Annotated in this window: 19 protein-coding genes; 1 reads left to right on the top strand and 18 read right to left on the bottom strand. The window is 62.5% G+C overall.

Features of this window, described 5'->3' with window-relative positions:
- Window positions 1-43 precede the first annotated feature (43 nt).
- From KX928_RS08925 to KX928_RS08850, 16 genes are all read right to left on the bottom strand, one after another.
- A complete protein-coding gene (locus KX928_RS08925) occupies window positions 44-721 on the bottom strand; it encodes a helix-hairpin-helix domain-containing protein (RefSeq protein WP_219501195.1) in 678 nt (225 codons plus the stop codon).
- Window positions 722-788: 67 nt separating this feature from the next.
- Entirely contained in the window at window positions 789-1,823 is a 1,035-nt protein-coding gene (gene nuoE / locus KX928_RS08920; RefSeq protein WP_219501192.1) for an NADH-quinone oxidoreductase subunit NuoE, read from the bottom strand.
- A gap of 79 nt (window positions 1,824-1,902) precedes the next feature.
- Window positions 1,903-3,123, bottom strand: coding sequence for an NADH-quinone oxidoreductase subunit D (locus tag KX928_RS08915; RefSeq protein WP_219502104.1), 1,221 nt, complete (start codon window positions 3,121-3,123; stop codon window positions 1,903-1,905).
- Window positions 3,123-3,464, bottom strand: a complete 342-nt coding sequence (locus KX928_RS08910) for a hypothetical protein (RefSeq protein WP_219501188.1) — start codon at window positions 3,462-3,464, stop codon at window positions 3,123-3,125. Before KX928_RS08910 ends, KX928_RS08915 begins: the two co-directional genes overlap by 1 nt.
- Window positions 3,464-3,637 carry a hypothetical protein gene (locus KX928_RS08905; protein ID WP_219501185.1) on the bottom strand — a complete coding sequence of 58 codons (174 nt, stop codon included), beginning with the start codon at window positions 3,635-3,637 and terminating at the stop codon, window positions 3,464-3,466. The genes KX928_RS08910 and KX928_RS08905 overlap by 1 nt, the downstream gene beginning before the upstream one ends.
- A complete protein-coding gene (locus tag KX928_RS08900; protein ID WP_219501182.1) occupies window positions 3,638-4,243 on the bottom strand; it encodes an NADH-quinone oxidoreductase subunit C in 606 nt (201 codons plus the stop codon). It lies immediately after the preceding gene.
- 12 nt (window positions 4,244-4,255) lie between these two features.
- Window positions 4,256-4,789, bottom strand: a complete 534-nt coding sequence (locus KX928_RS08895; RefSeq protein WP_195820539.1) for a NuoB/complex I 20 kDa subunit family protein — start codon at window positions 4,787-4,789, stop codon at window positions 4,256-4,258.
- The gene (locus KX928_RS08890) at window positions 4,780-5,145 is read right to left on the bottom strand and encodes an NADH-quinone oxidoreductase subunit A (protein WP_219501179.1); all 366 of its coding nucleotides are present in this window, start codon (window positions 5,143-5,145) and stop codon (window positions 4,780-4,782) included. Before KX928_RS08890 ends, KX928_RS08895 begins: the two co-directional genes overlap by 10 nt.
- Window positions 5,146-5,471: 326 nt before the next feature.
- The gene (locus KX928_RS08885; protein ID WP_219501177.1) at window positions 5,472-6,254 is read right to left on the bottom strand and encodes a crotonase/enoyl-CoA hydratase family protein; all 783 of its coding nucleotides are present in this window, start codon (window positions 6,252-6,254) and stop codon (window positions 5,472-5,474) included.
- Entirely contained in the window at window positions 6,247-6,762 is a 516-nt protein-coding gene (locus KX928_RS08880; protein WP_219501174.1) for a DUF6653 family protein, read from the bottom strand. Before KX928_RS08880 ends, KX928_RS08885 begins: the two co-directional genes overlap by 8 nt.
- A gap of 14 nt (window positions 6,763-6,776) precedes the next feature.
- Window positions 6,777-7,634 (bottom strand): hydroxymethylglutaryl-CoA lyase, encoded by an 858-nt coding sequence (locus KX928_RS08875; RefSeq protein WP_219501171.1) that lies wholly within the window; start codon window positions 7,632-7,634, stop codon window positions 6,777-6,779.
- 31 nt (window positions 7,635-7,665) lie between these two features.
- Window positions 7,666-8,331 (bottom strand): glutathione S-transferase family protein, encoded by a 666-nt coding sequence (locus KX928_RS08870; protein ID WP_219501168.1) that lies wholly within the window; start codon window positions 8,329-8,331, stop codon window positions 7,666-7,668.
- Window positions 8,328-10,271: an acetyl/propionyl/methylcrotonyl-CoA carboxylase subunit alpha gene (locus tag KX928_RS08865; protein WP_219501164.1), complete on the bottom strand. Its 1,944-nt coding sequence runs from the start codon at window positions 10,269-10,271 to the stop codon at window positions 8,328-8,330. The genes KX928_RS08870 and KX928_RS08865 overlap by 4 nt, the downstream gene beginning before the upstream one ends.
- Before the next feature lie 314 nt (window positions 10,272-10,585).
- Window positions 10,586-12,190 (bottom strand): carboxyl transferase domain-containing protein, encoded by a 1,605-nt coding sequence (locus tag KX928_RS08860; RefSeq protein ID WP_219501161.1) that lies wholly within the window; start codon window positions 12,188-12,190, stop codon window positions 10,586-10,588.
- A gap of 40 nt (window positions 12,191-12,230) precedes the next feature.
- Window positions 12,231-12,578, bottom strand: a complete 348-nt coding sequence (locus KX928_RS08855) for a hypothetical protein (protein WP_219501158.1) — start codon at window positions 12,576-12,578, stop codon at window positions 12,231-12,233.
- A complete protein-coding gene (locus tag KX928_RS08850) occupies window positions 12,575-13,066 on the bottom strand; it encodes a lysozyme inhibitor LprI family protein (RefSeq protein WP_219502102.1) in 492 nt (163 codons plus the stop codon). The genes KX928_RS08855 and KX928_RS08850 overlap by 4 nt, the downstream gene beginning before the upstream one ends.
- Before the next feature lie 182 nt (window positions 13,067-13,248).
- Here KX928_RS08850 and KX928_RS08845 point away from each other — a divergent pair, with 182 nt between their 5' ends.
- Entirely contained in the window at window positions 13,249-13,854 is a 606-nt protein-coding gene (locus KX928_RS08845; protein ID WP_219501154.1) for an OmpW/AlkL family protein, read from the top strand.
- A gap of 58 nt (window positions 13,855-13,912) precedes the next feature.
- On the opposite strand, the gene KX928_RS08840 is transcribed toward KX928_RS08845, so the two are convergent.
- Complete coding sequence (locus KX928_RS08840; protein WP_219501151.1) at window positions 13,913-15,076, bottom strand: isovaleryl-CoA dehydrogenase; 1,164 nt, start codon at window positions 15,074-15,076, stop codon at window positions 13,913-13,915.
- 135 nt (window positions 15,077-15,211) lie between these two features.
- Entirely contained in the window at window positions 15,212-16,420 is a 1,209-nt protein-coding gene (locus KX928_RS08835) for a DegT/DnrJ/EryC1/StrS family aminotransferase (RefSeq protein WP_219501149.1), read from the bottom strand.
- Window positions 16,421-16,458: the final 38 nt, after the last annotated feature.

Here is a 16,458-nt window from a genome sequence, read left to right as displayed (position 1 = left end):
CCGCCCTTCTCCTGGTTGTTCCACTTCCTGTCGGAAGACGCTCTTAGTCTCCCTTGGCCAGCTCTTTGGCCTGTCCGACCCAGTCATCGCGTTCGATGCGGCCCTTGAACCGCAGACGTTCATCAACCCAGGCAATGTCAGTTTTCGTGAGGCTGGCGACCTGATCGAAATGCCAGATGCCCAGGCTGTTCAAGGTCTCTTCCAGCTTCGGACCGACGCCGTTGATCCGCTTGAGATCATCCGCGCCGCCAGCCCGCGGGGCATCAGAGAAGGCTGCCGGTCGGCTGACTTCCCCCGCCTCCTTCGCTGCTGCCGCCTTTTTGGGCGCTGCTTTCTTGGCCGCCGGTTTTTTTGCGGCCGGCTTCTTGGCCGTGGTTTTTGCGGCAGCCGGTTTCGGCGCTGCCGCCGCCGGCGTTTCAGTTGCAGCGGGCGCCGCAGCGGCGACAGGTGCCGGTGCTGGTGTTTCCGCGCGCTTGGCGGGTTCCGGCGCATCGCCCGCAGCAGCCCTGGCGTTCAGTTCACCCGGCGCAGGCAGCGGGCGGGTCATGATCCAGCTGATCAGCGCACCGAAAACGACAAAGATGACGAAGCCGGCAAAAGCACCCTGCATGAAGCTCCAGCCTCCCAGCACCCACAGCAACACGGCCGCAAGCACGCCCCCGGCCAGTGCCACCAGCCAGCTGCCAAGTGCCATTCCGATCATTCCTTGATTATTGTCCATCCCAGTCTCTCTTTCCGGTCTTTGGGTGTTACGCTTGGTGCGCACCCGCTTCCACCGTTTCTGAAAATTATGTCGCCTCGTCTTCCGCAAGGTCTCTTGCTTGTTTTACCCAGTTGTCCCGACTAACGCGCCCTTTGAAGCCTTCCAGGTTATCATCCACCCAGGCGATCTCCTCCGCGGTCCATGCCGCCACCTGATCGAAGTGGAAAAATCCCATGCCATTCAGCATTTTTTCAAGCTTGGGGCCGATGCCTTTGATCTTCTTGAGATCGTCGGCACCAGAGTCACGGGCCTGTGCCAGTGTCTCGGGTTTCGTGCCCTCGCTTGCGACCGGTTGCGGAGCCGCGGTGGCTGTCGCCTTGGGCGGGCGCGGTCTGGCGGGCTTATTCGCAGGCTTTCCTTGCCATGGCATGACCAGCGGCACTTCGGTCCCGTCAATGCGTTTGACGGTGTCGCCAATGTCCACGGCCAGTTGCACGGAGGCATTGTATTGCGTCTTGCCGCTGTCGTAGTCGGTCAGAGAGGTCAGCCCCTTGAGCGGCTCCGCCGCGTAGCGGCCATTCTGCGGGCCGGGCACGGGCACCGAGCCTGCGGCCAGTTCGTCAATGATTTCACCCACCCGCTCTGCCGTGAGGTCCTCGTAGTAGTCCTTGCCGATCTGCGCCATCGGCGCGTTCGAGCAGGAGCCCAGGCATTCGACTTCTTCCCAGCTGAAATTGCCATCCGCCGACAGCGCGTGTGGCTCGGGTGCGATTTTCTCCTTGCAGACGGCGACAAGATCCTCGGCCCCGCAGATCATGCAGGAGGTTGTGCCGCAGACCTGAATATGAGCGATTTTTCCAACCGGTTGCAGTTGGAACATGAAGTAGAAGGTGGCGACTTCCAGCGCCCGGATGTAGCTTAGCCCCAGCATGTCCGCGACGGCCTCGATCGCGGGCTTGCTGAGCCAGCCTTCCTGCTCCTGCGCGCGCCACAGGATCGGAATGATGGCGCTGGCCTGACGGCCTTCGGGATACTTGGTGATCTGCCCTTCCGCCCAGGCCAGATTGTCCGGCGTGAAGGCGAATGTGTCGGGTTGATCAGGATGGAGACGGCGGAGCATTCAGTCGAACCTCAGTACTTGCGGAGGCTGCGGGAGCCTCCGGCGGGGATATTTAAGAACCAGAGAAAGGCGGACGGTTTCATCGGTCAATCTCTCCGAAGACCACGTCCATGGTGCCGATGATCGCGGCCACATCGGCCAGCTGGTGCCCCTTGGACATGTGGTCCATCGCCTGCAGATGCAAAAAGCCCGGCGCACGCAGCTTGGCGCGATAGGGTTTGTTGGTGCCATCGGCCACCAGATAGACGCCGAATTCGCCCTTCGGCGCCTCGACTGCGCAGTAGACCTCGCCCTCGGGCACGTGGAAGCCTTCGGTGTAGAGTTTGAAGTGGTGGATCAGGCTTTCCATCGAGGTTTTCATGTCAGAGCGGCTCGGCGGGGTGATCTTGCCGCGGGCGAGGATGTCGCCCTGCCCGTCCGGCGCGCGCAGTTTCTCGATGGCCTGATGGATGATCGAGACCGACTGGCGCATTTCTTCCATGCGCACAAGATAGCGGTCGTAGCAGTCGCCGTTCTTGCCCACGGGGATCTGGAAGTCGAACTCGTCGTAGCATTCGTAGGGCTGCGCGCGGCGTAAATCCCAGGCGAGGCCTGAGCCGCGCACCATCACGCCCGAGAAGCCGTATTCGAGGATATCTTCTTCGGTCACCACGCCGATGTCCGCGTTACGCTGTTTGAAGATGCGGTTTTCCGTGAGCAGCCCGTCGATGTCGGCCATCACCCGCGGGAATTCCTTGGCCCAGGTCTCGATATCGTCGATCAGCGCGTCGGGCAGGTCCTGATGCACACCGCCCGGGCGGAAATAGGCCGCGTGCAGCCGCGCGCCGCAGGCGCGTTCGTAGAAGACCATCAGCTTTTCACGTTCCTCAAAGCCCCAGAGCGGCGGGGTCAGCGCGCCCACATCCATGGCTTGGGTGGTGATGTTCAGCAGGTGGTTGAGCACCCGTCCGATCTCGCAGAAAAGCACGCGGATGAGGGATGCGCGGCGGGGCACTTCGACACCCGTCAGCTTCTCGATGGCCAGGCACCAGGCATGCTCCTGGTTCATCGGCGCCACATAGTCGAGCCGGTCGAAATAGGGCAGGTTCTGCAGGTAGGTCCGGCTTTCCATCAGCTTCTCGGTGCCACGGTGCAACAGCCCGATATGCGGGTCACAGCGCTCGACGATCTCGCCGTCAAGCTCCAGCACCAGCCGCAGCACGCCATGCGCCGCCGGGTGCTGCGGCCCGAAGTTGATGTTGAAGTTGCGGATCTTCTGCTCGCCCGTCAGGGCGTCTTCAAAGCCTTTGCTTCCGTCCATCATTTCTTGTCACCATATGTTAGGGAAATCATTAGCCAGCGACCAACGCGAAATCCCGAAAACTGTGCGGCTATCATTGCTGCAACCAGAGCCACCACAAAGGAAAGGTAGCGAAGAGTTGCCAATTCTTCGAAGACCACAGAAGATCCCTCAACTGCAAAAACCCCAACGAACGCAGGCCAAACCAAGATGCATGCCATCAATCCCAGAAGCACGCATGCCCAAAGCACAACCATCCTATGCCGACGAGGTAGACCGCGCGAGCCTCGAAGAAATCCTTCCATGAACGGCAGTACGAAGCCAACAACGACAAAACTGGTATTGCCTGAAACCGCAGCCATCACCGCTTCTCCAGTTCTTGCAGCTTCAGGCCCATCCACCACAGCAGCGCAATCGTGCCCAGCGGGATCAGGCAGGCCGCCGCCCAGTATTTGTTGATGCCGAAGAACGGCAGCAGCTTGATCATCGGGATCGCTGTCGCCGCCGAGAGGATGAGCCACCAGACGCCGCCCATCTACTTGGCCTCCTGCTTTTCATCTCCTGGCAGGATGTATTCCGCGCCTTCCCAGGGAGACATGAAATCGAACTGCCGGTATTCCTGTACAAGGCTCACGGGCTCGTAAACCACGCGCTTCTGCGCCTCGTCATAGCGCACTTCGGTGTAGCCGGTGGTCGGGAAATCCTTGCGCAGTGGGTAGCCGCGAAACCCGTAGTCCGTGAGGATGCGCCGCAGGTCCGGATGGCCCGTAAAGAGGATGCCGAACATGTCGAACACTTCGCGTTCGAACCAGTTGGCCGACGGATGCACATCGATGATCGACGGGACCATCTCGTCCTCGCGGATGCTGACGCGCAGGCGGATGCGGTGGTTCTGATACATCGACAGCAGGTGGTAAACAACGTCGAACCGCTTGGCACGCCCCGTGTAATCCACCGCCGTGATGTCGACGAGCGAAGAGAACTTGCACGTGACATCCGTCTTCAGAAACTCGACCAGTCCCGTGATGTTGGAGGGGGTCACGTCGAGGTTCAGCTCGCCATGGGTGACATCCCAGGCCAGCACGCAATCGGTGCGTTTGGCTTCGATATAGCCGCCAAGTTCTTTCAATGCGTCAGACATGGTCAGCCCCCGTTAGCGAACGATTGTGCCGGTGCGGCGGATTTTGCGTTGCAGCTGCATGATGCCGTAAAGCAGTGCCTCGGCGGTCGGCGGGCAGCCGGGCACATAGACATCGACCGGCACGATGCGGTCACAGCCGCGCACAACGGAATAGCTGTAGTGGTAGTAGCCGCCACCGTTGGCGCAGGACCCCATGGAGATCACGTAGCGCGGCTCGGGCATCTGGTCGTAGACCTTGCGCAGGGCGGGCGCCATCTTGTTGGTCAGCGTGCCGGCGACGATCATCAGATCCGACTGGCGCGGGCTGGCGCGCGGGGCTGTGCCAAAGCGTTCCAGATCGTATCGCGGCATGGAGGTGTGCATCATCTCCACCGCACAGCAGGCAAGACCGAATGTCATCCAGTGCAGCGAACCGGTGCGCGCCCAGTTGATAATGTCCTCGGTCGAGGTCAGCAGGAAGCCCTTGTCCTGCAATTCGCGGTTCAGGTCCTGCGTGGCGACGTCGCGGTCCACACCCGCAACGTTGGCTCCGGCGGCTACTGCCATTCCAGCGCTCCTTTTTTCCATTCGTAGGCAAAGCCGATCGTCAGCACGGCCAGGAACACCATCATTGACCAGAAACCTACGATGCTCACATCCTTGAAGGCGACGGCCCAGGGGAAGAGGAAAGCAATCTCCAGATCGAAGATGATGAAGAGGATCGAGACGAGGTAAAACCGCACGTCGAATTTCATCCGCGCATCGTCAAATGCATTGAACCCGCATTCATAGGCAGAGACCTTTTCGGGGTCCGGATTGCGCACCGCCACGATCACGGCAGCAAGGATCAGAACAAGGCCTAAGCCTATGGCCACAGCCAGAAACATGAGGATGGGAAGGTATTCCCGCAGCATCTCGTCCAAGACATGGCTCCTTTTGTCTGCTCAGGCGTGCGACAGGTCACGCTGCCCCGCAGCGTATGGGGCTGCAAAGGGTTTACGCGTGTGGCATGGCAGGGTCAACGGGCGGAAGGGTGTTTTCAAGGGTTCAAGTCCCGGAATTCGCCAAAAATTCCAAGTGCGCGCGTTTTTGATCAGGCGCCACAGCAAGGGCGGTTGGAGGCGCATTCGTCGGCGATATTCACATCGGCCGCCAGACCCTCGTGCCCGGTTCCTCCTGTCCGCCGGGTTGTGATGGGCACGGATTTCCCGGGGGCTTTGCCACGAGCGCTCTGGGTCCTTTCGAGGATTTACGGGGCCCAGGACGCTTTGCGTTTGTCAAAGAACGCGCCGATACCCTCTGTGGCCTCCGGGCTTTCCCATTGGGACGCGAGCGCGGCGATGGTGTGATCCACCACTTCCGTGTCAATGCGCGGGCCAAGATCGCGCGCCAGTTTCTTGGCCGCCGCAACCGCTCCGGGGGCACAGGACAGGTAGGGTGCAACCTCGCGTTCGATGGCGGCCGCGAGATCCTCCGCGGGCACACTCCGCGCCAGAATGCCCAAATCCACGGCTTCCCCGGCATCAAACAGCCGGGCCGACATGAACACCCGGCGCGCGCGCCCCTCGCCCATCCGGGCCAGCACGTAAGGCCCGATGGTGGCTGGGATCAGCCCAAGGCGGGTTTCCGTCAGGCCGAGTTTCGCGGTATCCACCCCAAGCGCAACGTCGCAGACGCAGGCCATCCCGATCCCGCCGCCGAAAGCATTGCCCTGCACCGCCCCGATCAACGGCTTGGGCAGCGTGTTCAGCGCGCCCAGCATCGTTGCCAGCTTGCGCGCCTCGGCGCTGCGGGTCTCGGCATCCATCGACATCTGGTCCCGCATCCACGCAAGATCGCCCCCCGCGCAAAAAGACTTTCCCGCCCCCGTCAGCACCACGACCCGTATCGCGTCATCGGCGGCGATCTTTGCCGCTGCATCGGTAAGGTCGGCCAGCATCTGTGCAGACATCGCATTGTGCTTGTCGGGCCGGTTGAGGGTCAGGGTCGCCACGCCGCGCGCGTCGGTTTCCAAGGTGATCGTCTCAAACATCCTGCTTCTCCAATCCGGGAATGGCGCGTCCTGCGCGCAGCCAGTCATCGTGCACCCACACCATCCGGTCCACGAACCAGATCTTTGGCAGCGCCGTCAAAATCATGCCAAAGACGGCACCTTCCCACCAAAATACCCATAATCCCCAGACCATGATCGCAGCACCCGGCAGGCTCAAGCCGCTCAGAACGACGGCCGCGCGACGATGATGCGGCGCGATCTCGTGGCGGTGGTTGAGGAAAACACGCTCCCCCAGAACCCCTTTGCTCATCCAGTTGTCGAGGCGCCTGGGAGGCGGAAACACACGCGGATTGGCCCAGATCCACACAAGGGCAAGCGTCACCGGGACCAGCGCCCATGCGCCTATCCACGCCCTGCTCCAGATTGCCAGAACCAGCAAAGGCAGACAGGTCATCATCCGCGTCCAGCCCGACAAGGGGTTCGCGTGGCGCAACCAGCTCCGGTCGTCCATCGTCATCATCCGCTCGGTGGCCTTGAACAGATCCATCGCCGTGCCGCCCGTCAGTCCGTTCTCATGGCCCGCGCCATCCCTGCTGCCTCTTCGATCACCTCAAGGTCCAGCCCGGTCTCATACCCCAGCGCGGCCAGGTGCCGGGCGACAGTTTCGGTCGCGACATTTCCGGCGGCACCCGGTGCATAGGGGCACCCGCCAAGGCCACCGACAGCTGCATCGAAGACGCGCAGCCCGAGGCTGAGGGAGGCATCGATATTGTCTATCGCCCTTCCCTGCGTGTCATGGTAATGGCCCGCCAGCCGGCCTGCGGGCACCACGTCCCGGACCGCAAGGAGCATGCGCGCGATGCTGTCCGGCGTACCCGCCCCGATGGTGTCACCGAGGCTGATCTCATAGCAGCCCATGCCAAAAAGCTTGTCGGCCACTTCGGCAACAGCCGACGGGGCGACCGTGCCGTCATACGGGCATTCAATGACGCAAGACACATATCCGCGCACCGGCAGGTCAATATGGCGCGCCTCTTCCAGAACAGGTGTGAAACGGTCAATGCTTTCAGCGATGCTGGCGTTGATATTCGCCTTGGAGAAGCCTTCCGACGCAGAGGCAAAAATCGCGATTTCATCCGCGCCGGCGGCTTTCGCATCCTCGAAGCCGCGCAGGTTGGGCGTCAGGGCGGCATATCGCACGCCTTCTGCCCGAGTGATCCCGGCAAGCACCGCCGCCGACCCCGCCATCTGAGGCACCCATTTCGGCGACACGAAACTTGCAGCTTCGATCCGGCGAAACCCCGCCCGGCTCAGCGTATCGATCAGGGCAAACTTTTCCGCCACCGGAATGTCGCGCGCCTCGTTCTGCAGCCCGTCACGCGGCCCCACCTCGAAAATCTCACATGGCCCCAGACTCATCGCGCATTCTCCCCTTTGGTCGCACTCACCATCACTCTAACGGCCACGGCGCGTAAAAGTCTCGGTCATAAATGCCATCGCCACACGGCAGGGACGCCGTGAAACCCTCGCGGGCGGTGATCCGAGCATACCAGTCGGCGGTGGCTGGGAAATCCTCCAGCCGGGCAAAGTGGCGCGCCATGTAAACAGCCTGTCCGACCGAGATATCGACAGCGGAAAATCCGGACGTGAGCAGATAGTCGCGTTTGCGCGCAGGCGGGTTCAGCCGTGCTTCGATCGCAGCATAGCATTTCGTGACGCGGGCGGCTTCGAGTTTCATCACGATAGGGCTGCGCATGTGATCCTCCCGCAGGGCCACATGCTGCTGGGTCAGGGCGGCGGTGTGCTGGCTCACCGTTTCGGAAAAGTGAAGCCAGACCAGCCACGACATCCGGTCCGGGCTGCCGGGCATCCGCCCCAGCCGGTCGGGGCTGAATCTTTCGCACAGATATTCTGTGATCGCACCGGTTTCAAACATCCGTTCCCCGTCGATTTCCAGCGCGGGCACCCGACCGGCAGGCGACAGGCTGAGGAATTCCGGCGCCCGCAGGGTTCTGTCAAACGGGTAGCTGCGCAGTTGGAACGGCATGCCAAGCTCGTTCAGCAGCCAGAGCGTTCGCATCGACCGGGTTTGCGGACAGTGGTGCAGCGTGATCACGGGGTATCGTCCTCCGGCTTCAGGCGGATCAGGGCCGCCCCCGCCTCGACCTGCTCCCCGGCCTGCGCCATGACCTCGGCGATCACCCCATCCCGCGCGGCAAGCAGCGCATGTTCCATTTTCATCGCTTCCAGCACGGCCAGCCGGTCCCCCTTGGCAACGGCCTGATCGACAGTGGCCGTGATGGTCTTTACCAGGCCAGGCATGGGAGCCTCGATCAGGTTGCCGTCGCCCGCCGCCCCGCTGGCCCGGTCCAGAGGATCGATGATATGAAACGCGAGCCCGTAGCCATCAAAGACCGTGACTACCCGCCCGGCAACAGCCACGGCGGGTGCCGGATGTCCGCCGATGTACCAAACCCTGCCCTGACGATGCGCGTCGACCGTCTCATCCGCAAGTTGCCAGCGTTGCCGGTCGGTGCTCAGCACCTCGACGCGCAGGTCGATTTCGTCATCCTGCCAGACCAGGTGCACGGACCGGCTGAGCGGTTGCCAGAGCGCAAATCCAGCTTGCACGCCGGGATCGAACAGGCCCAGGGCGGCCATTCCGGCTGCCACTTTGTGATGCGCCGCCGCCTCGGGTGCGACCGTCAGGCTGTCGATCTCGCGCCCGATCAGCCCGGTATCGACCTCGCCACGCCCAAAGCCCGCGTGCCCGGCAAGCGCGCCCAGAAAGGCAAGATTTGTCACCGTACCAGCCACCTGCGTGCCCGCAAGCCCGGTGGCAAGACGCGACAAGGCCACCGCGCGGTTTGGACCATGCACGACCAGCTTGGCGATCATCGGGTCGTAAAAGGGGCTGATCGTGTCACCGGCGCGGACGCCGCTGTCAGCGCGCAGATTGCCGGGAAACTCCAGATGGCTGAGTGTGCCAGTCGCGGGCAGGAATCCGGCGGGCACATCCTCGGCATAGAGCCGTGCTTCGAAGGCATGGCCGTCGATCTTGAGGTCCGCCTGCTCCCGTGGGAGGGGTTCACCAGCGGCCACACGCAGCTGCCATGCTACCAGATCAATGCCGGTGATCGCCTCCGTCACCGGGTGTTCGACCTGCAGGCGCGTGTTCATCTCCATGAAATAGAAGCCGTCGGGCGACAGACCCTGCGAGCTATCGACGATGAACTCCACCGTGCCCGCGCCGCTGTAGTTGATGGCTTCGGCAGCACGCACCGCCGCCGCCCCCATCGCGGTGCGCATCTCTGCGGTCATGTCGGGCGCAGGGGCCTCTTCGATGACTTTCTGGTGGCGGCGCTGTAGCGAACAGTCCCGCTCGAACAGATGCACTGCCCTGGCGCCATCACCAAAGACCTGCACTTCGATGTGCCGCGGTTGCGTGACGAATTTCTCCACCAGCACATCGGCGTTACCAAAGGCCGTCTTGGCTTCTGACCGGGCTGACACAAGTGCCGCCTCGAAATCACCCGGCGTCTCGACCAGTCGCATGCCCTTGCCACCGCCGCCCGCAACGGCCTTGATCAAGACCGGATAGCCGATCTTGTCTGCCTCGGCAGCCAGCAGCTTATCGTCCTGATCCGCCCCGTGATACCCTGGCACCACCGGCACGCCCGCCTTCACCATCAGGGCCTTGGCCGCGTCTTTCAGGCCCATCGCGCGAATGGCCGAGGCCGATGGCCCGATGAACACCAGCCCTGCCGCTTCCACCGCTTCCACGAAGTCGGGGTTTTCGCTGAGAAACCCGTAGCCGGGGTGGATCGCCTGCGCGCCGGTGTCGCGTGCGGCCTGAATAATCGCATCGCCGCGCAGATAGCTGTCTGCCGGGGCCGACCCACCGATATGCACCGCCCTGTCGGACATCGCGACGTGTTTGGCGGCAGCATCCGCGTCGGAGTAGACCGCCACGCACCGCACGCCCATCGCACGGGCGGTCTCCATGACCCGGCAGGCAATCTCACCACGGTTTGCAATCAGGATTGTGTCAAACATGCCCCGGCCCTTTCGTTTCATACTGCCCCGCGCTGCCGCCAGTCTGTCGCCGCAGGGCGTTCTTGAAAAACTGCTTCAGATTCATTTTCCGAAATCCCCGACCCCTTCGAAACGCCCCGCCAACATGTCCACCTGCCCAAAAGGGATGTGTGCGACCCCGACCGTTCGGATGCCGCGCGCCAACGGGCCACGCCACTTCGGCGCGATGTCGGTGTGTTTGGCGTAGGCGGGGACGAAGCGGCCCGCCGCACGCTCTGCGCTGGCAGGGCGGGAAAGACATGACGGGGTAACAGGCAAGGGGCGACATCGGCATATCACATACGGAAGACGCCGAAGCGCGTCTCTTCGATTGGGGCATTCAACGCTGCCGAAAGCGACAAGGCCAGCACATCGCGCGATTTGCGCGGGTCGACAATGCCATCATCCCACAGCCGGGCCGAGGCATAAAGCGGGTGGCTTTGCCGTTCGAACATATCGATTGTCGGCTGTTTGAACGCGGCCTCATCCTCAGCCGACCAGCTGTCCCCCGCGCGCTCGATGGCGTCGCGTTTGACGGTGGCCAGAACGCCCGCCGCCTGGGCCCCGCCCATCACCGAAATGCGGCTGTTGGGCCAGGTCCACATGAAGCGCGGCGAGTAGGCGCGCCCCGCCATGCCGTAATTGCCCGCCCCGAAAGAACCGCCGACCAGCATGGTGATCTTGGGCACATTGGTCGAGGCGACAGCCGTCACCATCTTGGCGCCGTGGCGCGCGATGCCTTCGTTCTCATACTTGCGGCCGACCATGAAGCCGGTGATGTTCTGTAGGAAAACCAGCGGGATACGACGTTGCGAACACAGTTCGACGAAATGCGCGCCCTTCTGGGCGGATTCCGAGAACAGCACGCCGTTGTTCGCGATGATCCCGATGGGACAGCCCTTCAGATGCGCAAATCCGGTGACCAGCGTCTCACCGAAACGTGGCTTGAATTCGTCAAAACGCGACCCGTCCACGAGCCGCGCGATCACCTCGCGAATGTCATACGGGGTGCGCAGATCGGCGGGCACAACGCCGAGGATTTCCTCGGGATCATACACCGGGTCTTCGGGCGTCTCCCATTGCACGGTTGATGGCTTGGCACGGTTCAGTGAGGCCACGGCCCGGCGTGCCAGCGCCAGCGCATGTGCATCATCCTCCGCCAGATAATCCGCCACGCCGCTGAGGCGTGTGTGCACATCGCCGCCGCCAAGGTCTTCGGCGCTGACCACCTCGCCCGTGGCCGCCTTGACCAGTGGCGGCCCGGCCAGAAAGATGGTGCCCTGATCGCGCACGATGATTGTTACGTCAGACATTGCAGGCACGTAGGCGCCACCGGCCGTGCAGGAACCCATGACCACCGCGATCTGGGGAATGCCCTGCGCGCTCATCCGGGCCTGATTGTAAAAGATGCGGCCAAAGTGATCGCGGTCGGGGAACACCTCATCCTGGTTGGGCAGATTGGCCCCGCCGCTATCCACCAGGTAGATGCAGGGCAGCCGGTTGTCCTGCGCGATCTCCTGTGCGCGCAGGTGCTTTTTGACCGTCATCGGATAGTAGGTGCCGCCCTTTACGGTGGCATCGTTGCACACCACCATGACCTCCTGGCCCTGGACCTGCCCGATGCCCGCAATCACCCCCGCGCAAGGCGCTGCGCCCTGGTAAAGACCGTGCGCGGCCGTCGCGCCCACTTCCAGAAACGGGCTGCCGGGATCGAGAAGGTTTGCCACCCGGTCGCGCGGCAGCATCTTGCCCCGGCTGATGTGGCGGGCACGGGATTTTTCGCCTCCGCCCAAGGCGGCGGCCTCTGCTGCGGCGGCAATCTCCGCCAATGCATCAAGATGGGCCGCGCGGTTTGCCTTGAAACTCTCCGAGCTCGGCAACGCCTGTGATGTCAGTTTCATCTGGTCTCCTTCACTCCGAAAACGGGTGCCTTGCGGCTCATCATGTCTGGGGCATCGCGGCACGTCCGGCTGGTGCACCCCGCGTCGACAGCCCGCCCGAAGCCACCAACCCGCCCAGCCGGTTGACGTGGTATTCGTATCTGCCGCCGGACCCGGACGGATCCGGCCCGCAGCGCACCACCAGCCAGACGCCCCGATCCCTGCCGGGATAGGCAACGCAGTCGGACAGCGCGGCCCCCGGACCTGCCGCCTCGAGATAGCGTTTCGCGTAAGTCGTGATCACATCCGTCTCCGTTATCGTTGCCGCAATCCACCCCAGTCGGAACCCCCAGACCGCAAGGCCCGTTATCAAAAGGACCAATGGTGCCCACCAAAGCCAACGGTTCATGGCCCAAAACGGGTCTCCAACCGGATCGCCTGCGCCGCAGTCAGCTCCATCATGCAGGCGACCGTCGCCGGGCCACCCCCGGTACCACCACCCCACAGGCTCCTTTCGTACGTGCAGGCAGCATCGCGGTAGGATATCCATGACCGTTGCATATTGCGCAGCGTCTCCGCCTCCTTCGCAACCGACTGACCATAGCCGACCGCTTCCTTGTCCCTGACCTTCGCCTCCGCCATCCGCGCCTGGTAGTTCTGGTTGAGCATAAGGTCCCAAAGCCGCCATTCACGGTCAAAGCAGTCCACCATGCCGACGGTTGTCTGCCCGCCCGGCGCATTGATGCAATTTCCGGCAGACAGCCCCGCACACATCAGACGCGCGGCATGATCTTCTGTTCGGGTCAGGCAGGCCAGTGTCGCATCGCCGCTAAAATGCACGTCCTGCGCCGACACCGACATCGGCAGCGCGAGGGTCAAAACAAGAAGAAATCGCATCACGCCCCACCTCCAGCCCGGCAGAAGCGGCCCACACATAATGGCAGCCCACGTTGGCGGCGTCTTTGCACCTGCGGCAATCTTGCACAGGCTGAATCGACCGCCTTTTGATCTGCATCAACACGGTTTTCCCGCAGCCGGCGCATCACCCTCCTGAACCACAAGAAGGAATGGAAACCACCATGAAAATCACGGCTAAAACTCTTCTCATGAGCAGCGCTCTGGCGCTTTTCGCTGCGCCGGCGCTGGCGCAGTCTCAGGGAGATTGGACAATCGGTCTGGGCCTCGCCACCATCAACCCGAAATCCGGCAATGGCACCCTCGCGGGGGGCGAAGCCGACATTGGCGACGACGAGAGCATTACTTTCACTTTCGAATACTTCATTCGCGATAACCTCGGTATCGAGCTTCTGGCGGCAACGCCCTTCGAACATGACATCTCGATTGCCGGGATCGGCGCCGCGGGCAGCACCAAGCACCTGCCGCCTACCCTGTCGCTGAACTATCACTTCCCGACGGCGACCGCGTGGAAGCCTTATGTCGGCGCGGGCATCAACTACACCACCTTCTTTGACGAGGAATCGCCATTGGGCACACTGGAACTGGATAACTCCTGGGGCTTTTCGGTGCAGGCAGGTGTCGATTACCAGATCAGCGACGCGGGCGCGGTGCGTCTGAATGTGCGCTGGTTCGACATCGACGCAGACGCCAGGCTCAACGGTGCCGCCATTGGTACGGCCGAGATCGACCCCTTCCTCTTCGGCATCGCCTACGTGCACCGCTTCTGAGCCTGCGGGCGCGCTGGAGGACGGGACAAGATTTGCTGACGCGGTGGATGTCATCGGGTCAGCTCATCGCTGTCATCATTTCGCGCCCCACAAGCATGCGCCGGATTTCCGACGTGCCGGCACCGATCTCCATCAGCTTGGCATCGCGGAAAATCCGCGCCACGGGACTGTCGTTAAGAAACCCCGCCCCGCCCATCGCCTGCACCGCCTGATGCGCCTGTTTCATCGCCTCCTCGGAGGCGTAGAGGCAACAGGCCGCGGCGTCCTGCCGGGTCACATCCCCGCGGTCGCAGGCCTTGGCCACTTCGTACACATAGGCGCGCGCTGAATTCATCGCGGTGTACATATCGGCGATCTTGCCCTGCATCAGCTGAAAACTCCCGATCGGCTGGCCGAACTGCTTGCGCTCGCTCAGGTACGGCATGATCGCGTCGAGACAGGCGGCCATGATGCCGGTGCCGATCCCGGCCAGCACGACGCGTTCGTAATCGAGGCCGGACATCAGCACCCGCACCCCCTTGCCTTCTTCGCCCAAAACATTCTCGAACGGGACTTCAACGTCCTCGAATATCAGCTCTGCAGTGTTGGAGCCGCGCATGCCCAGCTTGTCCAAATGGGGGGAGGTCGAGAAACCGGTCATCTCCTTTTCGATCAGAAAGGCGGTGATGCCCTTGCTGCCCGCGTCGGGGTCGGTCTTGGCATAGACAACCAGCGTGTCCGCATCCGGCCCGTTGGTGATCCAGTATTTCGTGCCATTCAGGCGGTAATGGTCGTTGCGCTTCTCGGCGCGCAGCTTCATCGAGACGACGTCGGAGCCTGCCCCCGCCTCTGACATTGCCAATGCACCGACGTGCGCACCCGAAATAAGACCGGGCAGGTATTTCTGCTTTTGCTCATCCGTCCCGTTGAGCTTGATCTGATTGACGCACAGGTTCGAATGCGCCCCGTAGGACAGGGACACGGATGCGCTCGCGCGGGCGATCTCCTCAATGGCCACGGTATGGGCGAGATACGACATGCCGGCGCCCCCGAACTCTTCCGGGACCGTGATGCCCAGCAACCCCAGCTCGCCCATCTCCGGCCAAAGCTCCGGCGGAAAGGTGTTTTTCGCGTCGATCTCGGCTGCCATCGGTTTCACGCGATCCTGCGCCCACCGGTGCACCATGTCGCGCAATGCGTTTACGTCTTCGCCCAGATCGAAAGCCATGGTTGCCATAAACATCGCGCAGCACTCCCCTCGGATTTTATTGAACGCATGTTCAAAAATGACATAGCCCTGTCCCTCGGTCAAGCTTTCAAACGGCGAACCGCAGAGGATCGGCTCAAGCGCCCCCTGCCAGGAGAAACCTCGACAGTGTCATTCGGCGGCGGTCGACTGATCCTGAAAGACAGCACTGACCTCGGCCCGGATGATCCGCGCGATCAAGGCGCAATCCTGCAGCGAGAAGGTCAGCGGCACACGCATGTCAACGATGCCCGCAAGCACCCGGTCGGTGTCGGGCATTGCGGGTGTATCCGCATACCGCCAGCTGTCATAGCGGCTGGTAAAGCCCACGGGCTTCGCCCCGCCAAACCACTTGAGTTCGACCCCGCGCGCGGCACAGCGCGCCACGACGTCACGCACATCCCTTGCGGGCCAGTCCAGCAGGAGAAACTGGATGGACGAGCCGACAATCGTCTCCTGCTCCGGGCGGTCGATCACGGTCAGGCCCGGCGTATCGCGCAGCCCCTGTTCCAGACAAGAATAGCGCTCGTTCCAGCGGGCGCATTGCGTGGCAAGATCGGCCACCTGCGGGCGCAGGATGGCCGCGCGCAGATTGTCCATCCGACCGGAAATGTTCGGGGTCTCATAGCGAATTTGCTCAAACGCCTCTTTCGGGGGCGCTGCCAGGTGGCGTTCAAAGAGCATGTATGACCCCGACAGGATCACCGCGCGTGCTGCGATCTCGGCAGCGTCGGTGACCAAAAACCCACCTTCGCCCGAATTGACGTGTTTATATGTCTGGCAGGAATAGCACCCGACAGCGCCGTGCCGGCCGGAAGGGACTTCGTTCCACGCCGCCCCCATCGTATGCGCGCAGTCTTCGATCACCGTGATGCCTGCCGCGTCACAGATCTGCATCAGCCGGTCCATGTCGCAGATATGTCCCCGCATGTGGCTGAGCAGCAGCACCTTTGCGGCATCCGCCTTTTGCGCCAGATCGTCCAGGTCTATCGTCAGCGCTTCCGTGACGCCGACAAAAACCGGCCTGCCCCCGACGGCGGCAATGGCCCCGGGCACGGGCGCCAGTGTGAAGGCGTTGGACAGCACCGGATCGCCCGGTTTGACTCCGACCGCGCGCAGGGCCGTGGCCATCGCGTACCCGCCCGAGGCCACCGCAAGGCAGTACTTGGCACCGACAGAGGCTGCAAATTCCTGTTCCAGAAGGGCTGTTTCGGAAATCTCTTCCGCGATTGTGTTGTACCGGTGCAACCGGCCATGGCGCAGCACGGCCAAGGCAGCGTCAATACCTGCTTCCGGGATCGGTTCCTGTTGGGTGAAACTACCTTTGAAAATCTCTGTCATATGCGCCCTCTCACGACTGGGACTGTGGGCGGACAACG

The organism is Roseobacter insulae (assembly GCF_019375555.1).
In the GTDB taxonomy this organism is placed as follows: domain Bacteria; phylum Pseudomonadota; class Alphaproteobacteria; order Rhodobacterales; family Rhodobacteraceae; genus Roseobacter; species Roseobacter insulae.
Note: the sequence above shows the minus strand (reverse complement) of the source record. Positions and strands in the feature narration are given on the sequence as shown.

What these genes read in the sequence shown, in the direction of transcription:
- KX928_RS08925 (WP_219501195.1), bottom strand. Translation starts at nt 721, where the DNA reads ATGGACAATAATCAAGGAATGATCGGAATGGCACTTGGCAGCTGGCTG.
- KX928_RS08900 (WP_219501182.1), bottom strand. Translation starts at nt 4,243, where the DNA reads ATGTCTGACGCATTGAAAGAACTTGGCGGCTATATCGAAGCCAAACGC.
- KX928_RS08835 (WP_219501149.1), bottom strand. Translation starts at nt 16,420, where the DNA reads ATGACAGAGATTTTCAAAGGTAGTTTCACCCAACAGGAACCGATCCCG.
- KX928_RS08905 (WP_219501185.1), bottom strand. Translation starts at nt 3,637, where the DNA reads ATGGGCGGCGTCTGGTGGCTCATCCTCTCGGCGGCGACAGCGATCCCG.
- KX928_RS08865 (WP_219501164.1), bottom strand. Translation starts at nt 10,271, where the DNA reads ATGTTTGACACAATCCTGATTGCAAACCGTGGTGAGATTGCCTGCCGG.
- KX928_RS08910 (WP_219501188.1), bottom strand. Translation starts at nt 3,464, where the DNA reads ATGGCTGCGGTTTCAGGCAATACCAGTTTTGTCGTTGTTGGCTTCGTA.
- nuoE (WP_219501192.1), bottom strand. Translation starts at nt 1,823, where the DNA reads ATGCTCCGCCGTCTCCATCCTGATCAACCCGACACATTCGCCTTCACG.
- KX928_RS08915 (WP_219502104.1), bottom strand. Translation starts at nt 3,123, where the DNA reads ATGGACGGAAGCAAAGGCTTTGAAGACGCCCTGACGGGCGAGCAGAAG.
- KX928_RS08860 (WP_219501161.1), bottom strand. Translation starts at nt 12,190, where the DNA reads ATGAAACTGACATCACAGGCGTTGCCGAGCTCGGAGAGTTTCAAGGCA.
- KX928_RS08845 (WP_219501154.1), top strand. Translation starts at nt 13,249, where the DNA reads ATGAAAATCACGGCTAAAACTCTTCTCATGAGCAGCGCTCTGGCGCTT.
- KX928_RS08880 (WP_219501174.1), bottom strand. Translation starts at nt 6,762, where the DNA reads ATGGATCTGTTCAAGGCCACCGAGCGGATGATGACGATGGACGACCGG.
- KX928_RS08895 (WP_195820539.1), bottom strand. Translation starts at nt 4,789, where the DNA reads ATGGCAGTAGCCGCCGGAGCCAACGTTGCGGGTGTGGACCGCGACGTC.
- KX928_RS08850 (WP_219502102.1), bottom strand. Translation starts at nt 13,066, where the DNA reads ATGCGATTTCTTCTTGTTTTGACCCTCGCGCTGCCGATGTCGGTGTCG.
- KX928_RS08885 (WP_219501177.1), bottom strand. Translation starts at nt 6,254, where the DNA reads ATGTTTGAGACGATCACCTTGGAAACCGACGCGCGCGGCGTGGCGACC.
- KX928_RS08840 (WP_219501151.1), bottom strand. Translation starts at nt 15,076, where the DNA reads ATGTTTATGGCAACCATGGCTTTCGATCTGGGCGAAGACGTAAACGCA.
- KX928_RS08875 (WP_219501171.1), bottom strand. Translation starts at nt 7,634, where the DNA reads ATGAGTCTGGGGCCATGTGAGATTTTCGAGGTGGGGCCGCGTGACGGG.
- KX928_RS08855 (WP_219501158.1), bottom strand. Translation starts at nt 12,578, where the DNA reads ATGAACCGTTGGCTTTGGTGGGCACCATTGGTCCTTTTGATAACGGGC.